Genomic DNA, 17,778 nt, shown 5'->3' on the forward strand with positions numbered 1-17,778 from the left:
CGACCTTGATGTCGCTAATGGTGTTTAGCTAACTTACTTTGCAGTCGATGGTGATGTTGTTAGTTCCAACTTGGTCAGCCAAGCAATCGCATATTCACGGTTATCACCGCACATCTCCGCAGAAGCCTGTAACCCAGAACAACATGCTGGGCGCCCAGCTTGTCCGAAAATGGCACAGCGTAAATCAGCTGTGAGTTGTATGCACGGCACGCCAGCTGGCTTGCCATTTGGCATTCCGGGGATAGGACTACTGATGGACGGTGCTGTGCAACAAGCGGCACAGCTAGGGCGGCAATGAAATGCGCTCATATCATTCGACGAAATCAAAACGCTATTTTATCTGATTCATTTTATTGAAAGTATGTGGCAGCGATTGTTAGAGAGCGGGAGTAGAGCTGAGCTTGACCATTTTGCGCTGAAGGCTTACATTACTGACTCTTGAGTAAGTTAAATTTAGAGTGTTTTTTGTCATGATGTCATGTCCATTTAAGCCACGCTGGGAAAGACGAAAAGATGCGCGTCCGCAAGAACTGCTGGATGCGGCTTTGGATCATTTTGTTGCTAGGGGATTCGCAGCGACCCGTTTAGATGATGTTGCAAAATCTGCAGGGGTATCAAAAGGGACCTTGTATTTGTATTTCTGTAGCAAAGAAGAATTGTTCAAGGCGGTTGTGCGTGAATCGATAGTCCCCTTGCTAGGCGAAGCAGAAGGGCTAATTGATCAATTTGATGGAACAAGCGAGGAGCTGTTTCGTATCATCACCAAAACTTGGTGGGACAATATGGGCGCCTCTAAACTTTCTGGTTTGCCGAAGTTGATGACGGCAGAAGCGGGTAATTTCCCAGAACTTGCTAAGTTTTATCAGGAAGAAGTCGTTGATCGCGGAGAAAAACTGGTTACGACCTTGCTCAAGCGCGGTATGGAACGTGGTGAGATTCGTGCGATGGACTTAGAAGTTGCGCCAAAAATTTTAATGTCGCCCATGATTATGATGATGATGTGGAAGCATTCGAACGGTGTGTGCCAAGTGGAGCCAGAAAAGCTGGGCGCATATTTGGATTTTTATATTGATATGGCCTTACGCAGCATTTTGATTGATCAAAATCGCACTTAATTTCTTGTCGAGATAATCACGGAAATATTGATCTATTTTAGGTTTTGAATAAATACGCAAATAATCTGCATAGAAAATGTGAAAACCAGCGCGAAAACGATCATTTACAGACACGCTTTGATAAAATGGCGAATTTGGTTGAATCTTGAGCGAAGCTAATTGATTGTAAGCCAAGCTTTTCGACCTCATCGTCAGTTCAGATGGAGATGCGTAGTTTTGTCACTTCTGAAAACTGACTTTTTAATTTAATGCCACGAGAAATGAACATGAATATCGAACAAGCCCGTTTTAATATGATTGAGCAGCAAATTCGTCCAACCAACGTCAGCGCGCCTGAAGTATTGGAATTATTGGGAATTGTGAAGCGTGAAAATTTCTTCCCTAAAGAACAACAAAGTTTGGCGTTTTTTGATACAGGTTTGCCGTTAGCTGCTGGTGTGACTTCTTTAAGTCCCAAATTAGAAGCAAGAATCGTTCAAGAAGTGGCAGCAAAGAAGACCGATTCTGTGTTGGTGATTGGCGCTGATAGTGGTTATTTGGCAGCCTTGTTGGCGCATCAAGCACGTCATGTGACGGTGATGGAAGCGGTACCTGAAGTCAAGAGTTTAGCTCAAGCTAACATTAGCAAAAACGGCATTACAAATGTTGATGTTCAGTGGGGCGACGCGTTAAAAAACACCAATTTCGCAAATTTTGACGTGATTGTTGTGACTGGCTCACTTGAATCTGTGCCGGAGAATTTGCAGCAACAATTGAATGTCGGTGGACGTTTGTTCGTGATCATTGGTAAGGCACCTGTAATGACCGCAACTTTAGTTGCTCGTGAGTCAGAATTGTTTTTTAATACCAAGGCATTGTTTGAGACTTCGGTGCCAGCGTTGACGCAAGCTATTCCTGCGCCTACTTTCACTTTATAATTTGTTGTAAATTAAATTTTATTTATGGAACATATCTCTGCGTCTGAATTAGCAAATTGGCTGTCTGATTCATCAAAAAAAATGCCATTCCTACTCGATGTTAGGGAACCTTGGGAGTATGAAACTTGTCATATCGCGCAATCGCAATTGATGCCTATGTCGGTTTTGCCCTTAAGGTTAGAAGAGTTAGACCGTGATGCCGAAATTGTTTGTATTTGTCATCACGGCGGACGTAGTATGCAGGTTGCACATTTCCTAGAGAGAAATGGTTTTAATCGAATCATCAATTTGACCGGTGGAGTACATGCGTGGGCATTGCAAGTTGATACTTCTATGCCCACATATTAAGAGTTGTCTTTAGTGGTGCTAAAGACATTCGGTGTAGGTGGTTTATTGTCGTTTTTGCTTAGATTTTGCTTGGAATTTCAGAAGAGTAAATTAAGCGAGCGGCTTTTAATTTTTTTCGGAGCATTTTATGCGTAAATCTATTATCGCTACTTTTATTGCGACCGCGTTTATTTCTTTAAACGCTGGTGCTAGCGATTTGCTACAAATTTACAAGGAAGCTTTAGTCAATGATGCACAGTTCAGTGCAGCTCGTGCTTCAAAATTAGCTGGTCAAGAGCGTTCTGTTCAAGGACGTGCGGGATTGTTACCTCGCGTGAATTTGACCGCAAATGCAAATCGCACACGTAGTGAGTTTGATCCAGACGTTGGATCAACAGTTAAGTCGACAAATAACGGCAATACAATGAGTTTATCATTGACGCAACCCTTGTTTAACTGGGGTTCGTGGGAAACTTATGAACAGTCAAAGTTATCGGTAATCTCAACTGACTTGCAATTCGCAGCTGCACAGCAAGATTTGATGTTGCGAGTGAGTCAGGCCTATTTTGATGTGTTGGCTGCTGAAAATACCCTCAAGACACTGCAAGCGCAAAAAGTGGCAGTTGCCGAGCAATTAGCTTCAGCAAAACGTAATTTCGAGGTAGGAACGCAAACGATTACGGATACTCATGAAGCACAATCGCAATTCGATTTGATCACTGCACAAGAGTTGGCTGGACAAGGTGATTTGGATGTAAAGCGCGCTGCATTACGGCAAATTATCGGTAAAGACGCAGGTGATTTAGCGAAGTTAAAAGATGGCGTGCAATTGACCGCACCTGTTCCAGCACAGTTGAATGATTGGGTCACGACTGCAGAGAAACAAAACTTTGTGGTTGCTACTTCTCAGATTGGTTTAGAGGTAGCACAGCGTGAGATCAAGAAGAATCGTGCAGGTCATTTGCCAACCTTAGATTTGACTGCGACGACAGGGCGCAACTCTGTTAATGCTGGTGCTACAACACCATCTGGTTACGCCAAACCAACTACAATTGGTGTGACATTAAATGTCCCAATTTTTGCAGGGTTTTCCACCGACAGTCGCGTGCGTGAATCCATCGCTTTAGAAGACAAAGCGCGCAATGATTTGGAAACGGCGCGTCGTAATGCCGCCCAAGCTGCACGTCAATCGTACATTGGTGTGGTGAGTGGTTTAGCGCAAATTAAGGCATTTGAAGCAGCAGAAATTTCAAGCCAATCTGCGTTAGATTCCACTAAGCTCGGCTATCAAGTTGGTGTGCGTATCAATATTGATGTTTTGAATGCACAACAAAAACTGTCGAACACGCGTCAAAGTTTAGCAAAAGCGCGTTACGATTCGATCATGAGTGGCTTGCGTTTAAAAGCCGCGGCTGGATCCTTGAAAGAAGCTGATTTGGCTGAAGTAAATGCTTTATTGACGCAATAAATATAGCTATACGAAGTCACAAAAAACCCGCTAAATCTAGCGGGTTTTTTATTGCACTCAGATCCTATTGTGAATCTGAAACTTTTCGTGCTTGAGGGAAAAATTAGCCGCAGGCACCGACATAGCCGCAAGAAATGCAGCGTGAGCAACCATCGATTTTTTGTAAAGCGTAAGCGCCACAATCAGGGCACTTCTTGCCTGTTGCTGTGTAGCTGATAGGTGCGGATTCTACTTCATAGGCTAAGTCATCCATGCTGTAGGCAAGTTGCTTATTCTTGAATTTTTCTGCTAACACGACGATAGGCACTTGATTGCCGCTGGCATCTAGGAAGCCGCGTTTCATCAAAATGCGCTGCAGCGAATAGCCAATTGCCGCGACTTCTGATTCGTGAAAGAGAGGTGCTTGTGAGCCATCGTCTTTGGTGATCATGCCGCAGCGTACTGTTCCTTTATCCCACACAACTTCGCGCATGTCTGCTAGTGCTTTCGCGATCGAACCACCAGATCGTGCTGCCATCGATAATAGACGCATGCTAGCGGAAATCCATTGTTGACCATCGTTTTTTTGTCCAGCAGGCATGAAAAACTCGAATGGTCGTTCGATTGTTGCTGGCTCTCCACCGACGATACCCTGAACATGTATGAAGCTAACGGTGAGATAAACCGTCTTCTTGCCTTCATAAGTCATGTACTGGACTTTAGATGTGACTGATTCTAGGTCGCCAAATGGGCGCCCATCAAATTGTTTGCGTAATAAATCATCGTCGGGAATGACTTTGGTAGCGGGGGCTGTGTTTTCAGTGCTAACCGATAAAACACTTCCAAGCACATTGTTTGGTCGGTAGGTGGCAAGTCCCTTGAGACCAGCGCGCCAAGCATCCATGTAGAGATTTTGGAAATCTTCATAAGGATAATCTGCAGGGACATTAACAGTTTTTGAAATAGCAGAATCTACATAGGGTTGTACCGCTTGTAGCATCAGCATGTGGTCATTGGCAGACATATTGAGTGCAGTGACAAATGCATGCGGTAATTTAGTATCGTCAGAGACGTCATTGCCTAAATGACGATATAAGCGCCACGCATGATCAGCCACTTCGTAAATTTTGCTATCGCCAACTGCCATACGCTTTTTACGATTGTAAACCCATGAAAATGCGGGTTCGATCCCGTTTGACGCATTATCAGCAAATGCCAAAGTAATCGTTCCAGTTGGTGCAATCGAGAGTAAGTGTGAGTTACGCAGGCCATGCTGTGCAATTTGTTGGCGCAAATGATTTGGTAAGCGTTGTGCAAAAGCACCTTGCAGATAGAGTTCGCTATCGAACAGTGAGAATGCGCCTTTTTCTTTGGCAAGTTCAACCGAGGATTGGTAGGCTGTATCGCGCATAACTTCAGAAATGCGTTGGGCAAATGTACGTCCTTCGGCGGAATCATAGCGCAAGCCAAGCATCACTAGAACGCTACCCAAGCCTAAAAAGCCTAAACCGACGCGGCGCTTCGACATCGCTTCATCTTGCTGTTGTTGTAGTGGCCATGCAGTTGCATCGAGCACGTTGTCGAGCATACGCGTTGCCACGCTCACAACAGCTTGGAAGGCCTCAAAATCAAAACTAGCTTGTTCAGTAAATGCCGATTTTGCGAAGCGCGTCAGATTAATCGAACCAAGGCAGCAGCAGCCATAGTCTGGCAATGGTTGTTCACCACATGGGTTGGTGGCTTCAATTGTTTCGCAATAGTACAAATTATTTTCGGCATTAATGCGCGATAAAAACAAAATTCCAGGCTCTGCATGATCGTAGGTTGAGGTCATTACCGCATCCCATAAATCACGCGCTCTAACCGTTTCATAAACCCACAATCCAGAATCATTTTGGTAGGCGCCAGCCTCTTTTTTATCTTTGCTTGGTTCAGCTTTATGCGTCAACGCAAACTCAGAATCGCTGGCAACCGCGCTCATAAACTCATCGGTAACGCCAATCGAAATATTGAAGTTCGTTAAGCCACCTTGATCTTTTGCGTGAATAAATTCGAGGATATCTGGATGATCGCAACGAAGTACGCCCATTTGAGCACCGCGACGTGCGCCCGCTGATTCCACAGTGGAGCATGAGGCGTTAAACACTTGCATAAAGGAAACTGGGCCCGAAGCGCGGGAGCGAGTTCCTTTTACCAAGGCATCTTTTGGTCGTATGGTGGAGAAATCATAACCAACCCCGCCGCCACGTCGCATGGTTTCAGCTGCATCAGATAGTGCTGTGTAGATTCCAGGTTTGCCATCGGTTGTACTAGAAACGGAGTCGCCAACAGGTTGAACAAAGCAATTAATCAAAGTTGCATGTAAATCCATGCCAGCCGCTGAGTTGATTCGACCAGCTGGAACGAAGCCATTTTTTTGCGCCCATAGAAACTTCTCTTCGTAATAGGCCTGATAATCGGGCGCCTCGACAGTGGCAAGTGCCTTAGCAACGCGCGCTTGCACATCGTGGATTGTCGCCTCATCGCCTTTTGCGTATTTTTCAAGAAGTACGTCTAGGGATATTTCTTGTGGGGACATTTCAGTTAATCCTAGGATTTTATCGTTCGCATTCATATGGTTTTTTTCTTGGAGGAGGTAATGCTTTACAGCGGAAAGGAATACCTCATTATAGACCTCTATCGTGGTTTTTCCTTGATTGGACTCAATTTAGGGTTGCTATCTATTTTTGATTTAATTGCATTTATTTTGCGTCGCCGATGAAGGGCATATTTAAGATTTTTGTTTTGCAAAAGCATTCTTGGATAATCAAATTGAGCTTAATGCTGATCTTGCGCGCGTATTTTCTGAACTATTGATCTTGCGTAAGAAATTTGCCCCTACTTGTCTACTGCCTTTGATTTACATAAGAATGATTCTCGTTTATAGTTTTGCTTCAAGAAAATCTTTAAGAGTGCAAGTCTATGAACTCAGTAAATATCAAGTTGGCAACGCATGAGGAAGTTGATACTCCTAACTATGCTTCGTCGATCGTAGCGAAGTATGTCAGTTCTGAAAGGGTGAAGAGTCTGTCAGACATCATGATTGGTGAGAGATGTGTAGTTCGTCAATTGATTACGCCTTCTGATATGCCAGAGTGGCAAACGCAGCTTGAAGATATTGGTTTTATTGCCGGAGAACCAGTCACATTAATGGCACGCGGCGCATTGGGCGGCGACCCAATGGTAATTCGAATTGGTTTATCGACTTTTGCTTTACGCAAGGCAGAGGCGGCCTGTGTTATGGTCGATGTATTGCAAGATAAGGCTGCTGCATGAAACAAGTAAAACCGTCAGTCGTTCATTTTCATGCAAGTGGTCCTTTGGTTGCGTTGGTTGGGAACCCTAACTGCGGTAAGACCGCACTGTTCAATTTACTAACTGATAGTAAGCAAAAGGTGGCGAACTATGCGGGCGTCACCGTCGAGAGAAAAGAAGGGCGATTTAAGACAGCAACTGATAAAACCATACGAGTATTAGATTTGCCAGGTACTTATAGTTTGCATCCGCGCTCGCCAGATGAACGGGTGACACATGATGTTTTATATGGAAATGCTGTTGGTGAAAAGCGTCCGGATTATGTTGTGTGTGTGGTCGATGCGACCAATTTACGACGTAGCCTTCGTTTAGTGATAGCCGTACAGCGACTTGGTATTCCCTGCATGGTCGCGTTGAATATGACCGATATGGCGGAGCAACGCGGTGTTCATGTCGACGAGCAAGCTTTAGCGCGTGAGCTGGGCGTTCCAGTGGTTCGCACTGTCGGGGTTCGGCAGGGCGGTGAAGCTGAACTGAGAGCGATGTTAGAAAATGTGGGCACCTTGAATCAAGTTAGTGTTGGCGCGCATTTGAGTGACGCCGATCCCGCAGTGCAATCGCATACCGATCTTGACCATGAGCGTGTGAGACAGATTTTAGCTAAGCTGGGTTTGGATGACATTATTCCGCACATCGTTAGCGACAAAATTGATCGAGTGGTATTGCATCCGGTTGTTGGGCCATCCCTATTGGCGCTAATTTTGTTTTTGGTGTTCCAGGCAGTGTTTGCATGGGCAAATGTCCCGATGGACATGATCAAAGATGGTACCGAATGGCTTGGCGAGACAGTTACGGGATTGCTGCCCGAAGGATGGCTGCAAAGCTTAATTGTGAATGGAATTATCGCTGGTGCGGGCGGGGTCGTGGTTTTCTTACCGCAGATTTTAATTTTATTCTTCTTCATTTTAATTCTGGAAGAGTCAGGTTATTTGCCTCGTGCAGCATTTTTGCTAGACCGATTGATGGGTGGTGTGGGTTTGTCTGGACGCTCTTTTATTCCGCTGCTATCAAGTTTTGCCTGTGCAATTCCAGGGATTATGGCGGCTCGTACGATTGCTAATCCCCGTGATCGTATGGTAACTATTTTGATTGCGCCATTAATGACTTGTTCTGCGCGTTTGCCGGTGTATGCTTTGCTGATTGGCGCTTTTATTCCACAGCGCGAGGTGTGGGGATTTTTGGAGCTACAAGGTTTGGTCTTATTTGCGTTGTACGCAGCGGGAATTATTGGTGCTCTCGCTGTTGCTTGGGTTCTCAAACGGTTCACCGCCAAAAGTCAGATTCGTACTTTAATGATGGAATTACCTAGTTATCATTTGCCGACCATCAGAAATGTGTTAACCGGTCTCAAACAAAGAGTTGTGATCTTTATGAGTCGAGTTGGCGGGATCATCATGATCATGACCATCGCATTATGGTTCCTCGCAAGCTATCCCGGTGCTCCAGAAGGTGCGACAGGGGCTGCGATTGAATATAGTTTTGCTGGCTATATCGGCAAAGCATTAGCCGTGGTATTTGAACCGATTGGTTTTAACTGGCAAATTAGTATCGCCTTGGTGCCTGGTATGGCTGCCCGTGAAGTTGCTGTCAGCGCCTTGGGAACAGTTTATGCACTTGCCGCGTCGAATAGTGACACCGCTGAAGCTTTAGCGCCCTTGATCGCACAACAATGGAGTTTGGCAACTGCATTGTCATTATTGGCTTGGTACGTATTTGCACCGCAATGCCTTTCAACTTTAGCGACAGTCAAGCGCGAGACAGGTGGTTGGAAAATGCCTGTGATTATGCTGACATATTTATTTGGCTTGGCTTATTTAGCGTCATTTATAACCTACAGAGTGGCGCTTGCTTGCGGATTGGGTTGAGTAAGTTAAACGCTCGTATTTGAGGGTTCATAATTCGAGCGTAGTTTTCGAGGGTGCTCTTACTTCATCCTCGAATTGCATTTTGTGAGTTCTCTTTTTGTTATTAAGGCGTTTGTAAACGCTAAATTTAGACCTTGATTTTTGAGACTAGAAATAAAAATGGCTACCGAGAGGGTAGCCATTTTTATTTATTCTGGTGGAGTCGGCGGGAATCGAACCCGCGTTCATGTCGTCTTAAAACCTTTGATTGACTAGCTTTTAGCTTTCTTGGGTTTGCTTGTGGGCGAAATTTGGGCGAAAAATTCAGAAAGTTTGAGATTGCTGTTTTCGGCTCCGTGATTTTCAACCGGTTCGATTCCTTGCTCAATCCATCGTCCATAGTTGCGGGTAATCATTTCAGTGTCGCGGTGCCCCATCTGCTTTGCAACGTAAAGTGGATTGCTTCCGGTGCTTAATAACGTACTGGCGAACGTGTGCCGTGTCTGGTACGGGTTTCGGTACCGGACTCCGGCGTTTCTCAAAATAATCATCCAGCGTTTTTTCAGCGGATCATCACTAGCCCATGGCAATCCATAGCGCGGATCATGAAACACAAACTTACCTTGCAATTGCGTAAACTCTTTCTGAGCGACTAGGGCATCATGCGCGGCTTGCAGCATGTTTATTTGCCTTGCTCCAGCAAGTGTCTTGGTTTCATCCTTAATTATTCCTTCGACCATTGCACGACGCACTTGTATTTTTGCTCCAATCCAATCGATCGATTTCCAATCCAGCGCGATAAATTCTGATGTTCTCATTCCAGTGGCGAAGGCAAACTGCCACAAATTGCGTTCTTGCCCTGTGCACGCGCCAAGAATTGCAGTGATTTCATCGAAAGAAAACGGGTCAACGATATAAGCACTTTTGCGCTGTTCTCGCGGAATGATCTTGTCTAACTTCACGCGCTCAAGCGGGTTTGAAGGTATCAAGTCATCATTAACTGCTTGCTCTAGTGCGTTGCGCAATGGCGTGATGATGTTGCGAATCGTCTTAATCTTGCAATCAAGCGTTGCGATCCAAGCGCGAATGGCTGGCGGTGTTAGATCGACCAAAAGCGTTTTATCCCACTGTTTTTCCAGGTGCGAGTGATATACCTGCTTATAGCCTCTGGTGGTACTTGGCGAGAGAGTCTTTTCGGCGATTCTCAGTTGCTCTCGCAGTAATTCACCAATAGTCACCCGCGATGGCACGTTTCCAAATTTCGCTGCATTGTTTGAGCCTGGGAAGTAGTCGATATACCGGAAAGTATTTTTCTCGATCGCATTCAGAATCTCGCCACGCAATCGAACAGCATAGTTTATGTTCGCTTTTGTGTGCGCAAGCTTTAACGACTCTCTGCACTCCATGCCGCGATACATAAACTTGATGCGGATTGATTCACTGTTGACTCCCTTGCGCAGCTCGATTCCCTTGTGATCCATGATTTTCTATCCGTTCTTCGACTTTTCGTAGGTTGACCCAGATATGGCCTTCATAAATTTTTGTCTCGACCCCATCTAGCCATTTTCCAACTTTTCGGCGGTTTCGGACAGATTCTTTGGTATCGCCTGATAGTTCAATGTACTTTTCGAGCTTAACCCATGTAAGTGGGTGATTCATGGCTTTATCTCCGGATCTACATATTTTTCAACTAGAGCGTATTCGCCCATGCTTGTCATTCGACATTTGTCAGAATTGATGCGAGTCATATTTTTCTGCAATTCAAGTCTGTCTGAATCTGGCATTTCGTTTAAAGCATGCCAGTTTGCATCATGAAGGCACGATCGGCATTTATCGTGCGTATATCCAAGACAGTAGGTTTTCATTTCTTGATACACTGGTTTTATTTCACTCATGACTAAATCCCTTCCAATAATCTTTCAAGTTGCGAAGCGGCACAGCGTATTGGTCAAAACCTTGTCTGCAATGCTTCCCCGCCCATACTCGGCTGTCATGTTTTAAAAAATCAATCAGGTAGCCTGAGTGCTTTCCGACATACCATCCCTCGCGCTGATTGCGGCTCTTTAGTGTGCGTGTGTTAGTCATGATTGACCTTGCAAAAGTGCTGTATCAACTGATTTTCGGCTGTCCAAGTTAAGCGTCTCACTGCGACCAAAGCATGTAATGCCGTCTGTAAAACCTGCTGAAATTGGCTTTGCATACTCGCGCCGCCAATTCCTGCCGCCTGTCTTAATGTAAGAGAGAACTTCGGCAAATTCATTGTGGTCAATGTTGGTCGGGAAAATGTAGATTTCTTCTGGGTTGTCGCCGCGTTTGACGACTACATATTTCATCTTGCTCACTTGTCGCCTCCCTCTGGTGCTGGCGGTTTGAACTGTTCGGGATTTCCTAATAGTTCGCTTGAAAGTTTTCTGGCATCAACAGCCCACTCTCGCATAAGTCCATGCCCGTGGCTATGAGCAATCTCTAGTCTTGCTATTGCCCTAGTAACTAGCTCTAAAAGTTCGGGTGCTGCACACATCAATTTTGCGTTTGCTTGACACTCGGAATCACTTTTTTGTGTAGCCATTACTCCTTCAAACGTGTTTCCGATTCTTTGCCCAAACTTATCGTAAATTGTGCATTTGTCTTTGCCTCCAACATGCCAAGGTGCTTTTGTGTTATTCATCTTTATCTCCCTCTGGTGCTGGTGGTAGTGCCGACTCTATTTCTTTAGCCCATACTTTATGAATAAATTTACCTTTATATTCGTCGGCTTCTGGAATATACGTTTTCAACTCCTTTGCGATCCGCTTTAGAGCTGATATGTCGGGCAATTGTGACTCTTGCTGTGATGCATAAAGCGGTATTGCGCCTTCTGGCAATGGGTTGTTGTACTTGGTGAAGTAGATTGCATAGGCTAACTCTGTGCCGTCTTTTGTCGGCACGTCATACGCATAAGGCTCTTCTTCCTTCGTGCAGAATTGACATTCCCCAAGATATTCGCCTGTCGGTGAATGAATGTATGTTTGCCCGTCGCATTCTTTGCAGCCTTGCTTGCTCTCTTGCTGTGCCTGTGATTGCATGCCAAACTCAGCAAATATTTCAGCACTTAGAATTGGGTGTGTTTCTTTGCAATCTTCCGCATATCCGCGCATCGCTGCTGGCGCATGTTTATCATGGTCAAGATCAAGAACCCAATATCTGCAACCGTGATGCTTTCCACCTTTTGCGCTACTACCGTCCACACGCTCAACATGGAATTTGCTGAACATACCTTGCTGCTCGGCTGGCTTTGTCAAATCGCGTGGCGGGAATGCTGGCTGCTGTGCCTGTGATTGCATGGCAGCGTAAAGCGGGACAATCTCCAAGTCGCAGCTTTTACGAACAACTTTTTCATCTAATTCAGACATGCGCGTAAATTCCAATGAATCGCGCACAACTTCACCATTCGCTGATGCAATTACTCGGTAGGCTGTTGGCTGCTGTGCCTGTGATGCTAGGGCTGCTTGGTAGCCAGCGTTAAAAACGCGCTCAGTCATATTGCAGCCATCTGGAAACTTTTCATCGTTTGCCATGAATGCTTCAAACGCTTTCTGTATCGCTTCTTTGTTATTCATTGCTGCTCCTTAATTGCTGCGTCAATTTGTTTATCAAGTAAATCTAAACTTGGACAATATGCGCCTAGCTTTACGTTTAATTTTGGCTTTACAACCACACACAAATTCGATTGATTACAATTTTGTGATCTAATCCACTGATACCGCGCTTGATCTTTTCTCGCCTCTGCTAGCTCTGCCTCTAGCTGTGCAATGCGAGACTGCAACTGTTCAACATCTGGCAAGTGCGGGTAAGTCGTGTCGCCCAAGAATAAGTTTTCACTCACGCTTCCACCTCGATCTGATAAATAACCTGCACAACTGCATCAGTGCTTACGCCAAGCATTTTTGAAACTGCTGCGATACGTTCGGCATCGTTCTTATGAAGTCCGTAGATGTCCTCATACGTTTCTTGGATTCTTTGTTTGCTTACGATCATTGTTCTACTCGCTTAAATTCTAAAACCCATACCCATGGATTTGCTTCCCATGACTCTGCGCCGTTGATGGATTCCCAAATATGCTTGAAGTGCTCGACTGGTGTTGCCGCATACTGATAGTTTGGAATCGCACCATGGCCGCCAATTGCTCCCTCTGACATTGCGTCTTCCTCGCTGATGTCCTGCAGGCGCTCAACACGAACACCGGTGATTTCGAGCGTGATCCTGCTTGCCCAGCGTGGCATGTGGATTGATGTCCGAGTCTTTCCTTTAGTATTCCCATGAAAAGCGCCATGGGTAAGAACTTTTCCGTCTGCTTCGTACTTCACTGGCCAGCTAGCGAATGTCGAAGGTGCTTTGCTGTCTAGGCTGTCGTCGGTTCGCCATGTTTCGCGAACCCATAGTTGATCGCCAACTTGACCATAGGGGCATTCTTTGCCTGATTGCTTTAGCAATTGCGCAAGCACTTTCGCGTCGCCTTCCCAATCTATGATCTTGTTTTCTGAAACCGCTTGAGGTTGTGGCGTAATGATCCTACGCGTCTGAGTTTTGCTACCATCAAGCAAAGCGCGCACCATCGGGGCACTGAATAGAATAGGGCGCTGTTTCATGCTGTCACCTTCGCAGTTTCATTAACCAAATCCATCTGATAATCCAGCTCGCCACCAAGCGAATAAACGATGTCGTCCAACATCTTGTTTAGCTCGGCTGTCATCAGCAAAAAGTCAGCATCGAAACGCTCTTGCTCATCTTGGACGTCCTGTTTTGACTCTGCCAAAATATCCAATGGCTTGATACGCTTGATTACTAGGCTATCGGTCAAAATAAACGAGATACGATCATCCCAAGTCATAGCCAGTTTCGTGCATTGCTTGCCTGCTGCGATGTGGCGCTGTACATCGTCAGGATCGATAGAGTGACGAACGTAGCGAACCGTGGCTTTATCTTCGGTATGTGCTCGCAAATCGGCGTCTTGGTCAATCGTGAAACCTTTAGGTGCTTCGTTGCCAGCTAGCCAATCGGTCATTGCGGTTTGAGGTGCAGTCTTGGAGCGCAGCGACTCAATAGGGAACGTATCGATAGACTTGAGCAGGTGCTTAAGAATGTCATCTGCCTTGCTTTGGCTGCTTGTGTCCATCACTAGCCAGCCGTTAACCGGATCGATCCAGATTCCTACCGCGCTTTGAACTGTGAATGCACGCGGCAACAGTTCGTCAATAATGCGTTCCTTCAAATCCTTTTGGGCTTTGCGTCCTGGTCGGAATCCTTGCTGTTCTTCCAATTCATCGACGCGAGCTTTCAAGACTTGGCTAACCACTGATGACGGAAGCAATTTCTTCGCAGTCATGAACTTGAGCAAGAATTGATGATTGACGCAGTGTGCAAGCAAGCCTTTTTCAATCGGTGGCACAAAGCCAGAACTAGAATCATCAGACGATCCGCAGTCGGAAAACTGCATGCGGGTCAAAAATGCGTGCAGGGCTTCTACCGTGATCGCGTAATTCTTTGGCAAGCGGAATACTGTTAGATTTTTGAACCACATGGTTTCTCTCTGAGTTTTGGTTAATGTTGGCTATTAAGCCGCTTTTGCGGATTCAAAGAATGTGGATTCGATCCACCCAGCCGCTGTTCGTGCATCCGTTTTAAAGTGCATTGCTACAGCAAAGATGATTTGATCTCGCGTTGGTTTCATTGATACGACTTCCGCGACAGGGGAATCTTGCTGAACTTGCGCGGTCGATTTCAAAATAGCCTTCTCGGCTTCGAGTTGTGCAGCTTCTTGTGCCTTTGCTTGCTCTTCGACTTTGGCTGCATCTTCGGCTTTTTTCGCTTCGGCTGCTTTGTGCGCATCAATGCGGCTGTTCACTAGCAATTGAAAGTCATCCGCTGGTTTGAATACGATTTGCTGCAGGTCATGGAACAAGAATTTATGTTCTGCTGCGACTGACTCATACCAGGTGATCTGTTCGCGCAATGCGTTGGCTACAGCGTTGGCCGCTGCCTTGCCTTGTGCCACAGTCGTATCAACAGCATCGTTTAGGCTCGCCAATGTGCGTTTGTTTTTAATTGCTGTTGCTAAATCGATAGCAGGCAACACCAGCTTGATCGGCGCGAATGGCTTTTCCAGTGCGTCAACGTATGATTGATATTCCTGCTTGCCGCGATTCAAAATATCCAGTTTGATCGACTCTTTCTTGGATTTGACCAGCTTCTCAAGCATTAGGCGCTTACTACGCAATTGCTCCTGAATGTAATCAACGGTGCGCATCAATTTGTCAATGCTAGACGTTTGAGCGATTGCGGCGGCCTTTGCTAGTTCTAAGTCTTTTTCGGCCTTTTCGCAAAACTTCACTGTTGCGTCAGCATCTGCAAAGTCTTGATCTGTTTCAAGGTCTGTCTTTATGTTGTTAATGAATGCTTCAGCTTGAGCCTTGAACTCTGGCATATTGCTTACAACGACTTCGCCGCGAATCTGTACGGCGAGGGCGGGTAAGCGCATGATTGACTCTGCCTTTGGCGCTTCGACTATTTCTGCGATGACGTGGTTTTCCAAGTCTTCTGCAAACTGGCACCAGCCTTGAATTATTGCATCGCGAATTTCTTGATCTGATTCGTACCAGTGATGTACTTCCTCAACCAGTGTTTCGCCTTCCCACTTTGACGCCATAAAGAGGCACTTTGTGGCATTGGCAATCATCAACTGCTGTTCCATTTGAACGCGTAAATGTGCGCCTAGATCCGCCGCGCATGTGGCTGCACGGATTTCGTCATTGATCGTTTTATGTTCAAAACAAATGGTTTCATCCATAGTCAAACCGTCGAATGAAGCGCTTAACTTACCCTCTGAGCCTGTCACAGGATAAAGATCTTGACCAATGATTTCTTCTGCCAGTGGACGTGCCAAAGCTTCGAAGCGGTGACCGTCATCAAAACGGCGCTGTGTTTCTGCGTCGATCTCTGGCGCAATACCGGATTTCATTTCATTCAGCAATTGAGTGCGCGTTTTGTAAGGTGATAAGCCAAGCATTGCTGGCGCATCAGAGGCATTAAAATGCGTTGCGCGATAGGCTTTCCATTCTGGCGAGCCTTGAACCAAGTTTTGATATTCCATGTTATGCCTCAACTGTCATGTTGATTATTGATTTGAGTTCTGCTTTTTGTTTCTCGGACAGAACAGCTTTTGATGAAACGGTGCTGATGATTTGATCTGCGGTTTTCTTGCCGTCTTTGATCAGCTTTTCCCATGCGCCAATGTTCTTGTCGAAATCAGCATCAGAGTAGGGCGGCAAAACTTTTTCTTGTTCTTGTGATGGCTTTGGAGTGATGTCTATTTCTTTTGGAATTGAGAACTCTTCGAGTTCATCACCGGTATAAACGCCAAGAATTACATCAGGGCAGTACATGCGAGACCAGCGCTTAACCGCTAAATATGAAAGCTGCAGTTTCGGGTCGGTAGCCCAAAGAGGAGAATTTCTAACGCTAGCTTGAACCAAAAGAAGTTCAAGAACGCGAGGCTCATTTTCGCCTTTTAGCGTTGCGGAAATGCGCACGCCCAGCCCAGCTTCGTCAGCCATGCCGTAATCAGGCACGCGGAATTCATACGCTTTTTTGTCTTCTTTGGCTGGAACAGAAATCACCTTTGTCTTGCCGATGATCTTTTCCCATGCTCCGAAGAACTCATAATTGAAACGATCTTTTGTTACGCCGCTGGACTGAATAGCGGCATTTACCAATTGGGCTTCATAGCCTAAGGTTCCATTGACCAGATGTGTTTTTTGAGCGACCGCAAAAGGATTCATTTGCCACTGCATTGCTTGCATGATCACAGCCAAGCAATCGCCTTCATTGCGCTGAAGGTGCTTCGGAACTGTGCAGCTACCACCCGCCATAATTTTAGAAAGGGCGATCATACTAGTCATGCTAGCTTGGTCTAATATCAGGGAGGCTGTATTTGTCACCAGCTTCATATCCTCTGATTTATCGCTTACTTGTACTATTTCGTTCATTTGTAATACTCCTTGTGAATAGTGTTCTTTGCTAACTTGAATGCGTTTTTAAACGTGTGGCCAATGCTCCGGTACCACATAAAATCTTTAATGAAATTGATCATATTTCTGTCACCGTTAAACCGAATGCTTCCTCTGGTAAATCAATGTTTTCACCAGCCGCTTTAGCGCTTGGAGCAATCGCGAAAACCTGCGTTGTGCCAGTCGCTGTTCTGATTTTTATTGAGTAGGTTTTCATGCTCGCTCCTGTTAAATTGATGTGGTGGAAGGACTCGAACCTTCTCGCGTTTCGCTGTGCTAGGCACATTACTAGCGCTGCCATTCACCACATGACTGACGACTGATACCTGCCGTCACAGAGCGATCTAACGGAATCGCATCTCTCAATCATCAGTCATGTGGTTCCTGCACACTTGCGCGGTGCAGGTTACGCAAAACAAATTCCTATTAATCTCTACGTATTCAGTTCGTCGCATTTCAGCGAGGCTTACCCAAGCCCGTAAGCAAGGCGGCGTTTTACATGATTGCCTCCATATCGTTAGCGCATCGGTTTCGGCGTATGCGCAGCGCCATCGAAATTTTTACGGCTCCTAACGCAGAGCAAGCGGGTCATCATCGGCAAGACCATCGAGGCATTTTGGGGCACTGCCAACGCTGCATAAGAACACTGGCTTATGCGCCTGAACTGGTCGGTTTGCTGCTTTGCCGATTCACTGGCTGCTTTCGGTGATTCGATGAAGATAATTATCA

Annotated in this window: 20 protein-coding genes; 6 read left to right on the top strand and 14 right to left on the bottom strand. The window is 45.7% G+C overall.

Annotated elements, in window-relative coordinates; translation table 11 throughout:
• Nucleotides 1-33 precede the first annotated feature (33 nt).
• Nucleotides 34-309 carry a YkgJ family cysteine cluster protein gene (locus KDM92_RS12515; protein ID WP_212684799.1) on the bottom strand — a complete coding sequence of 92 codons (276 nt, stop codon included), beginning with the start codon at nucleotides 307-309 and terminating at the stop codon, nucleotides 34-36.
• A 161-nt stretch (nucleotides 310-470) separates the two neighbouring features.
• Here KDM92_RS12515 and KDM92_RS12520 point away from each other — a divergent pair, with 161 nt between their 5' ends.
• The 4 genes from KDM92_RS12520 to KDM92_RS12535 all read left to right on the top strand — a co-directional run bounded on the left by KDM92_RS12520 (nucleotide 471) and on the right by KDM92_RS12535 (nucleotide 3,827).
• The gene (locus KDM92_RS12520) at nucleotides 471-1,115 is read left to right on the top strand and encodes a TetR/AcrR family transcriptional regulator (protein ID WP_329603158.1); all 645 of its coding nucleotides are present in this window, start codon (nucleotides 471-473) and stop codon (nucleotides 1,113-1,115) included.
• Nucleotides 1,116-1,381: 266 nt separating this feature from the next.
• Nucleotides 1,382-2,032, top strand: a complete 651-nt coding sequence (locus KDM92_RS12525) for a protein-L-isoaspartate O-methyltransferase family protein (RefSeq protein ID WP_212684800.1) — start codon at nucleotides 1,382-1,384, stop codon at nucleotides 2,030-2,032.
• A 24-nt stretch (nucleotides 2,033-2,056) separates the two neighbouring features.
• Nucleotides 2,057-2,380 (top strand): rhodanese-like domain-containing protein, encoded by a 324-nt coding sequence (locus KDM92_RS12530; protein WP_212684801.1) that lies wholly within the window; start codon nucleotides 2,057-2,059, stop codon nucleotides 2,378-2,380.
• A gap of 127 nt (nucleotides 2,381-2,507) precedes the next feature.
• A complete protein-coding gene (locus KDM92_RS12535) occupies nucleotides 2,508-3,827 on the top strand; it encodes a TolC family outer membrane protein (RefSeq protein WP_212684802.1) in 1,320 nt (439 codons plus the stop codon).
• Nucleotides 3,828-3,930: 103 nt separating this feature from the next.
• Here KDM92_RS12535 and KDM92_RS12540 read toward each other — a convergent pair whose 3' ends face one another.
• Nucleotides 3,931-6,420, bottom strand: coding sequence for an adenosylcobalamin-dependent ribonucleoside-diphosphate reductase (locus tag KDM92_RS12540; RefSeq protein ID WP_212684803.1), 2,490 nt, complete (start codon nucleotides 6,418-6,420; stop codon nucleotides 3,931-3,933).
• Nucleotides 6,421-6,767: 347 nt separating this feature from the next.
• Between KDM92_RS12540 and KDM92_RS12545 the strand changes: the two genes are divergently transcribed.
• Both KDM92_RS12545 and feoB read left to right on the top strand, forming a co-directional pair.
• Nucleotides 6,768-7,121 (top strand): FeoA family protein, encoded by a 354-nt coding sequence (locus KDM92_RS12545; protein WP_212684804.1) that lies wholly within the window; start codon nucleotides 6,768-6,770, stop codon nucleotides 7,119-7,121.
• Nucleotides 7,118-9,025, top strand: a complete 1,908-nt coding sequence (feoB, locus tag KDM92_RS12550; protein WP_212684805.1) for a ferrous iron transporter B — start codon at nucleotides 7,118-7,120, stop codon at nucleotides 9,023-9,025. Before KDM92_RS12545 ends, feoB begins: the two co-directional genes overlap by 4 nt.
• Nucleotides 9,026-9,276: 251 nt before the next feature.
• On the opposite strand, the gene KDM92_RS12555 is transcribed toward feoB, so the two are convergent.
• The 12 genes from KDM92_RS12555 to KDM92_RS12610 form a co-directional block, all read right to left on the bottom strand.
• Nucleotides 9,277-10,485: an Arm DNA-binding domain-containing protein gene (locus KDM92_RS12555; RefSeq protein ID WP_212684806.1), complete on the bottom strand. Its 1,209-nt coding sequence runs from the start codon at nucleotides 10,483-10,485 to the stop codon at nucleotides 9,277-9,279.
• Nucleotides 10,442-10,663: an excisionase gene (locus tag KDM92_RS12560; protein WP_212684807.1), complete on the bottom strand. Its 222-nt coding sequence runs from the start codon at nucleotides 10,661-10,663 to the stop codon at nucleotides 10,442-10,444. The genes KDM92_RS12555 and KDM92_RS12560 overlap by 44 nt, the downstream gene beginning before the upstream one ends.
• 422 nt (nucleotides 10,664-11,085) lie before the next feature.
• Nucleotides 11,086-11,346, bottom strand: coding sequence for a hypothetical protein (locus KDM92_RS12565; RefSeq protein WP_212684808.1), 261 nt, complete (start codon nucleotides 11,344-11,346; stop codon nucleotides 11,086-11,088).
• Nucleotides 11,343-11,672 carry a hypothetical protein gene (locus KDM92_RS12570; protein WP_212684809.1) on the bottom strand — a complete coding sequence of 110 codons (330 nt, stop codon included), beginning with the start codon at nucleotides 11,670-11,672 and terminating at the stop codon, nucleotides 11,343-11,345. The genes KDM92_RS12565 and KDM92_RS12570 overlap by 4 nt, the downstream gene beginning before the upstream one ends.
• Nucleotides 11,665-12,603: a hypothetical protein gene (locus KDM92_RS12575; RefSeq protein WP_212684810.1), complete on the bottom strand. Its 939-nt coding sequence runs from the start codon at nucleotides 12,601-12,603 to the stop codon at nucleotides 11,665-11,667. Before KDM92_RS12575 ends, KDM92_RS12570 begins: the two co-directional genes overlap by 8 nt.
• Entirely contained in the window at nucleotides 12,600-12,869 is a 270-nt protein-coding gene (locus tag KDM92_RS12580; RefSeq protein ID WP_212684811.1) for a hypothetical protein, read from the bottom strand. Before KDM92_RS12580 ends, KDM92_RS12575 begins: the two co-directional genes overlap by 4 nt.
• The gene (locus KDM92_RS12585; protein ID WP_212684812.1) at nucleotides 12,866-13,021 is read right to left on the bottom strand and encodes a hypothetical protein; all 156 of its coding nucleotides are present in this window, start codon (nucleotides 13,019-13,021) and stop codon (nucleotides 12,866-12,868) included. Before KDM92_RS12585 ends, KDM92_RS12580 begins: the two co-directional genes overlap by 4 nt.
• Nucleotides 13,018-13,632, bottom strand: a complete 615-nt coding sequence (locus KDM92_RS12590) for an ASCH domain-containing protein (protein ID WP_212684813.1) — start codon at nucleotides 13,630-13,632, stop codon at nucleotides 13,018-13,020. Before KDM92_RS12590 ends, KDM92_RS12585 begins: the two co-directional genes overlap by 4 nt.
• The gene (locus KDM92_RS12595) at nucleotides 13,629-14,564 is read right to left on the bottom strand and encodes a recombination-associated protein RdgC (RefSeq protein ID WP_212684814.1); all 936 of its coding nucleotides are present in this window, start codon (nucleotides 14,562-14,564) and stop codon (nucleotides 13,629-13,631) included. Before KDM92_RS12595 ends, KDM92_RS12590 begins: the two co-directional genes overlap by 4 nt.
• Nucleotides 14,565-14,597: 33 nt before the next feature.
• Nucleotides 14,598-16,133, bottom strand: a complete 1,536-nt coding sequence (locus tag KDM92_RS12600; RefSeq protein WP_212684815.1) for a YqaJ viral recombinase family protein — start codon at nucleotides 16,131-16,133, stop codon at nucleotides 14,598-14,600.
• 1 nt (nucleotide 16,134) lies between these two features.
• On the bottom strand, nucleotides 16,135-17,028 hold the full coding sequence (locus KDM92_RS12605) for a RecT family recombinase (RefSeq protein WP_230408336.1): 894 nt from the start codon (nucleotides 17,026-17,028) through the stop codon (nucleotides 16,135-16,137).
• Between the two features lie 100 nt (nucleotides 17,029-17,128).
• Nucleotides 17,129-17,266 (bottom strand): hypothetical protein, encoded by a 138-nt coding sequence (locus KDM92_RS12610; protein WP_212684816.1) that lies wholly within the window; start codon nucleotides 17,264-17,266, stop codon nucleotides 17,129-17,131.
• Between the last annotated feature and the right edge of the window lie 512 nt (nucleotides 17,267-17,778).

This window comes from Affinundibacterium baiyunense, from assembly GCF_018139645.1.
GTDB classification, from domain to species: Bacteria; Pseudomonadota; Gammaproteobacteria; order Burkholderiales; family Burkholderiaceae_D; genus Undibacterium; species Undibacterium baiyunense.

Bases quoted from the DNA above. Each gene is read 5' to 3' on its own strand.
- KDM92_RS12610 (WP_212684816.1), bottom strand. From the start codon at position 17,266: ATGAAAACCTACTCAATAAAAATCAGAACAGCGACTGGCACAACGCAG.
- KDM92_RS12515 (WP_212684799.1), bottom strand. From the start codon at position 309: ATGAGCGCATTTCATTGCCGCCCTAGCTGTGCCGCTTGTTGCACAGCA.
- KDM92_RS12570 (WP_212684809.1), bottom strand. From the start codon at position 11,672: ATGAATAACACAAAAGCACCTTGGCATGTTGGAGGCAAAGACAAATGC.
- KDM92_RS12585 (WP_212684812.1), bottom strand. From the start codon at position 13,021: ATGATCGTAAGCAAACAAAGAATCCAAGAAACGTATGAGGACATCTAC.
- KDM92_RS12605 (WP_230408336.1), bottom strand. From the start codon at position 17,028: ATGAACGAAATAGTACAAGTAAGCGATAAATCAGAGGATATGAAGCTG.
- KDM92_RS12535 (WP_212684802.1), top strand. From the start codon at position 2,508: ATGCGTAAATCTATTATCGCTACTTTTATTGCGACCGCGTTTATTTCT.
- KDM92_RS12545 (WP_212684804.1), top strand. From the start codon at position 6,768: ATGAACTCAGTAAATATCAAGTTGGCAACGCATGAGGAAGTTGATACT.
- KDM92_RS12530 (WP_212684801.1), top strand. From the start codon at position 2,057: ATGGAACATATCTCTGCGTCTGAATTAGCAAATTGGCTGTCTGATTCA.
- KDM92_RS12575 (WP_212684810.1), bottom strand. From the start codon at position 12,603: ATGAATAACAAAGAAGCGATACAGAAAGCGTTTGAAGCATTCATGGCA.
- KDM92_RS12600 (WP_212684815.1), bottom strand. From the start codon at position 16,133: ATGGAATATCAAAACTTGGTTCAAGGCTCGCCAGAATGGAAAGCCTAT.
- KDM92_RS12590 (WP_212684813.1), bottom strand. From the start codon at position 13,632: ATGAAACAGCGCCCTATTCTATTCAGTGCCCCGATGGTGCGCGCTTTG.
- KDM92_RS12555 (WP_212684806.1), bottom strand. From the start codon at position 10,485: ATGGATCACAAGGGAATCGAGCTGCGCAAGGGAGTCAACAGTGAATCA.
- KDM92_RS12525 (WP_212684800.1), top strand. From the start codon at position 1,382: ATGAATATCGAACAAGCCCGTTTTAATATGATTGAGCAGCAAATTCGT.
- KDM92_RS12540 (WP_212684803.1), bottom strand. From the start codon at position 6,420: ATGAATGCGAACGATAAAATCCTAGGATTAACTGAAATGTCCCCACAA.
- KDM92_RS12560 (WP_212684807.1), bottom strand. From the start codon at position 10,663: ATGAATCACCCACTTACATGGGTTAAGCTCGAAAAGTACATTGAACTA.
- KDM92_RS12520 (WP_329603158.1), top strand. From the start codon at position 471: ATGATGTCATGTCCATTTAAGCCACGCTGGGAAAGACGAAAAGATGCG.
- feoB (WP_212684805.1), top strand. From the start codon at position 7,118: ATGAAACAAGTAAAACCGTCAGTCGTTCATTTTCATGCAAGTGGTCCT.
- KDM92_RS12595 (WP_212684814.1), bottom strand. From the start codon at position 14,564: ATGTGGTTCAAAAATCTAACAGTATTCCGCTTGCCAAAGAATTACGCG.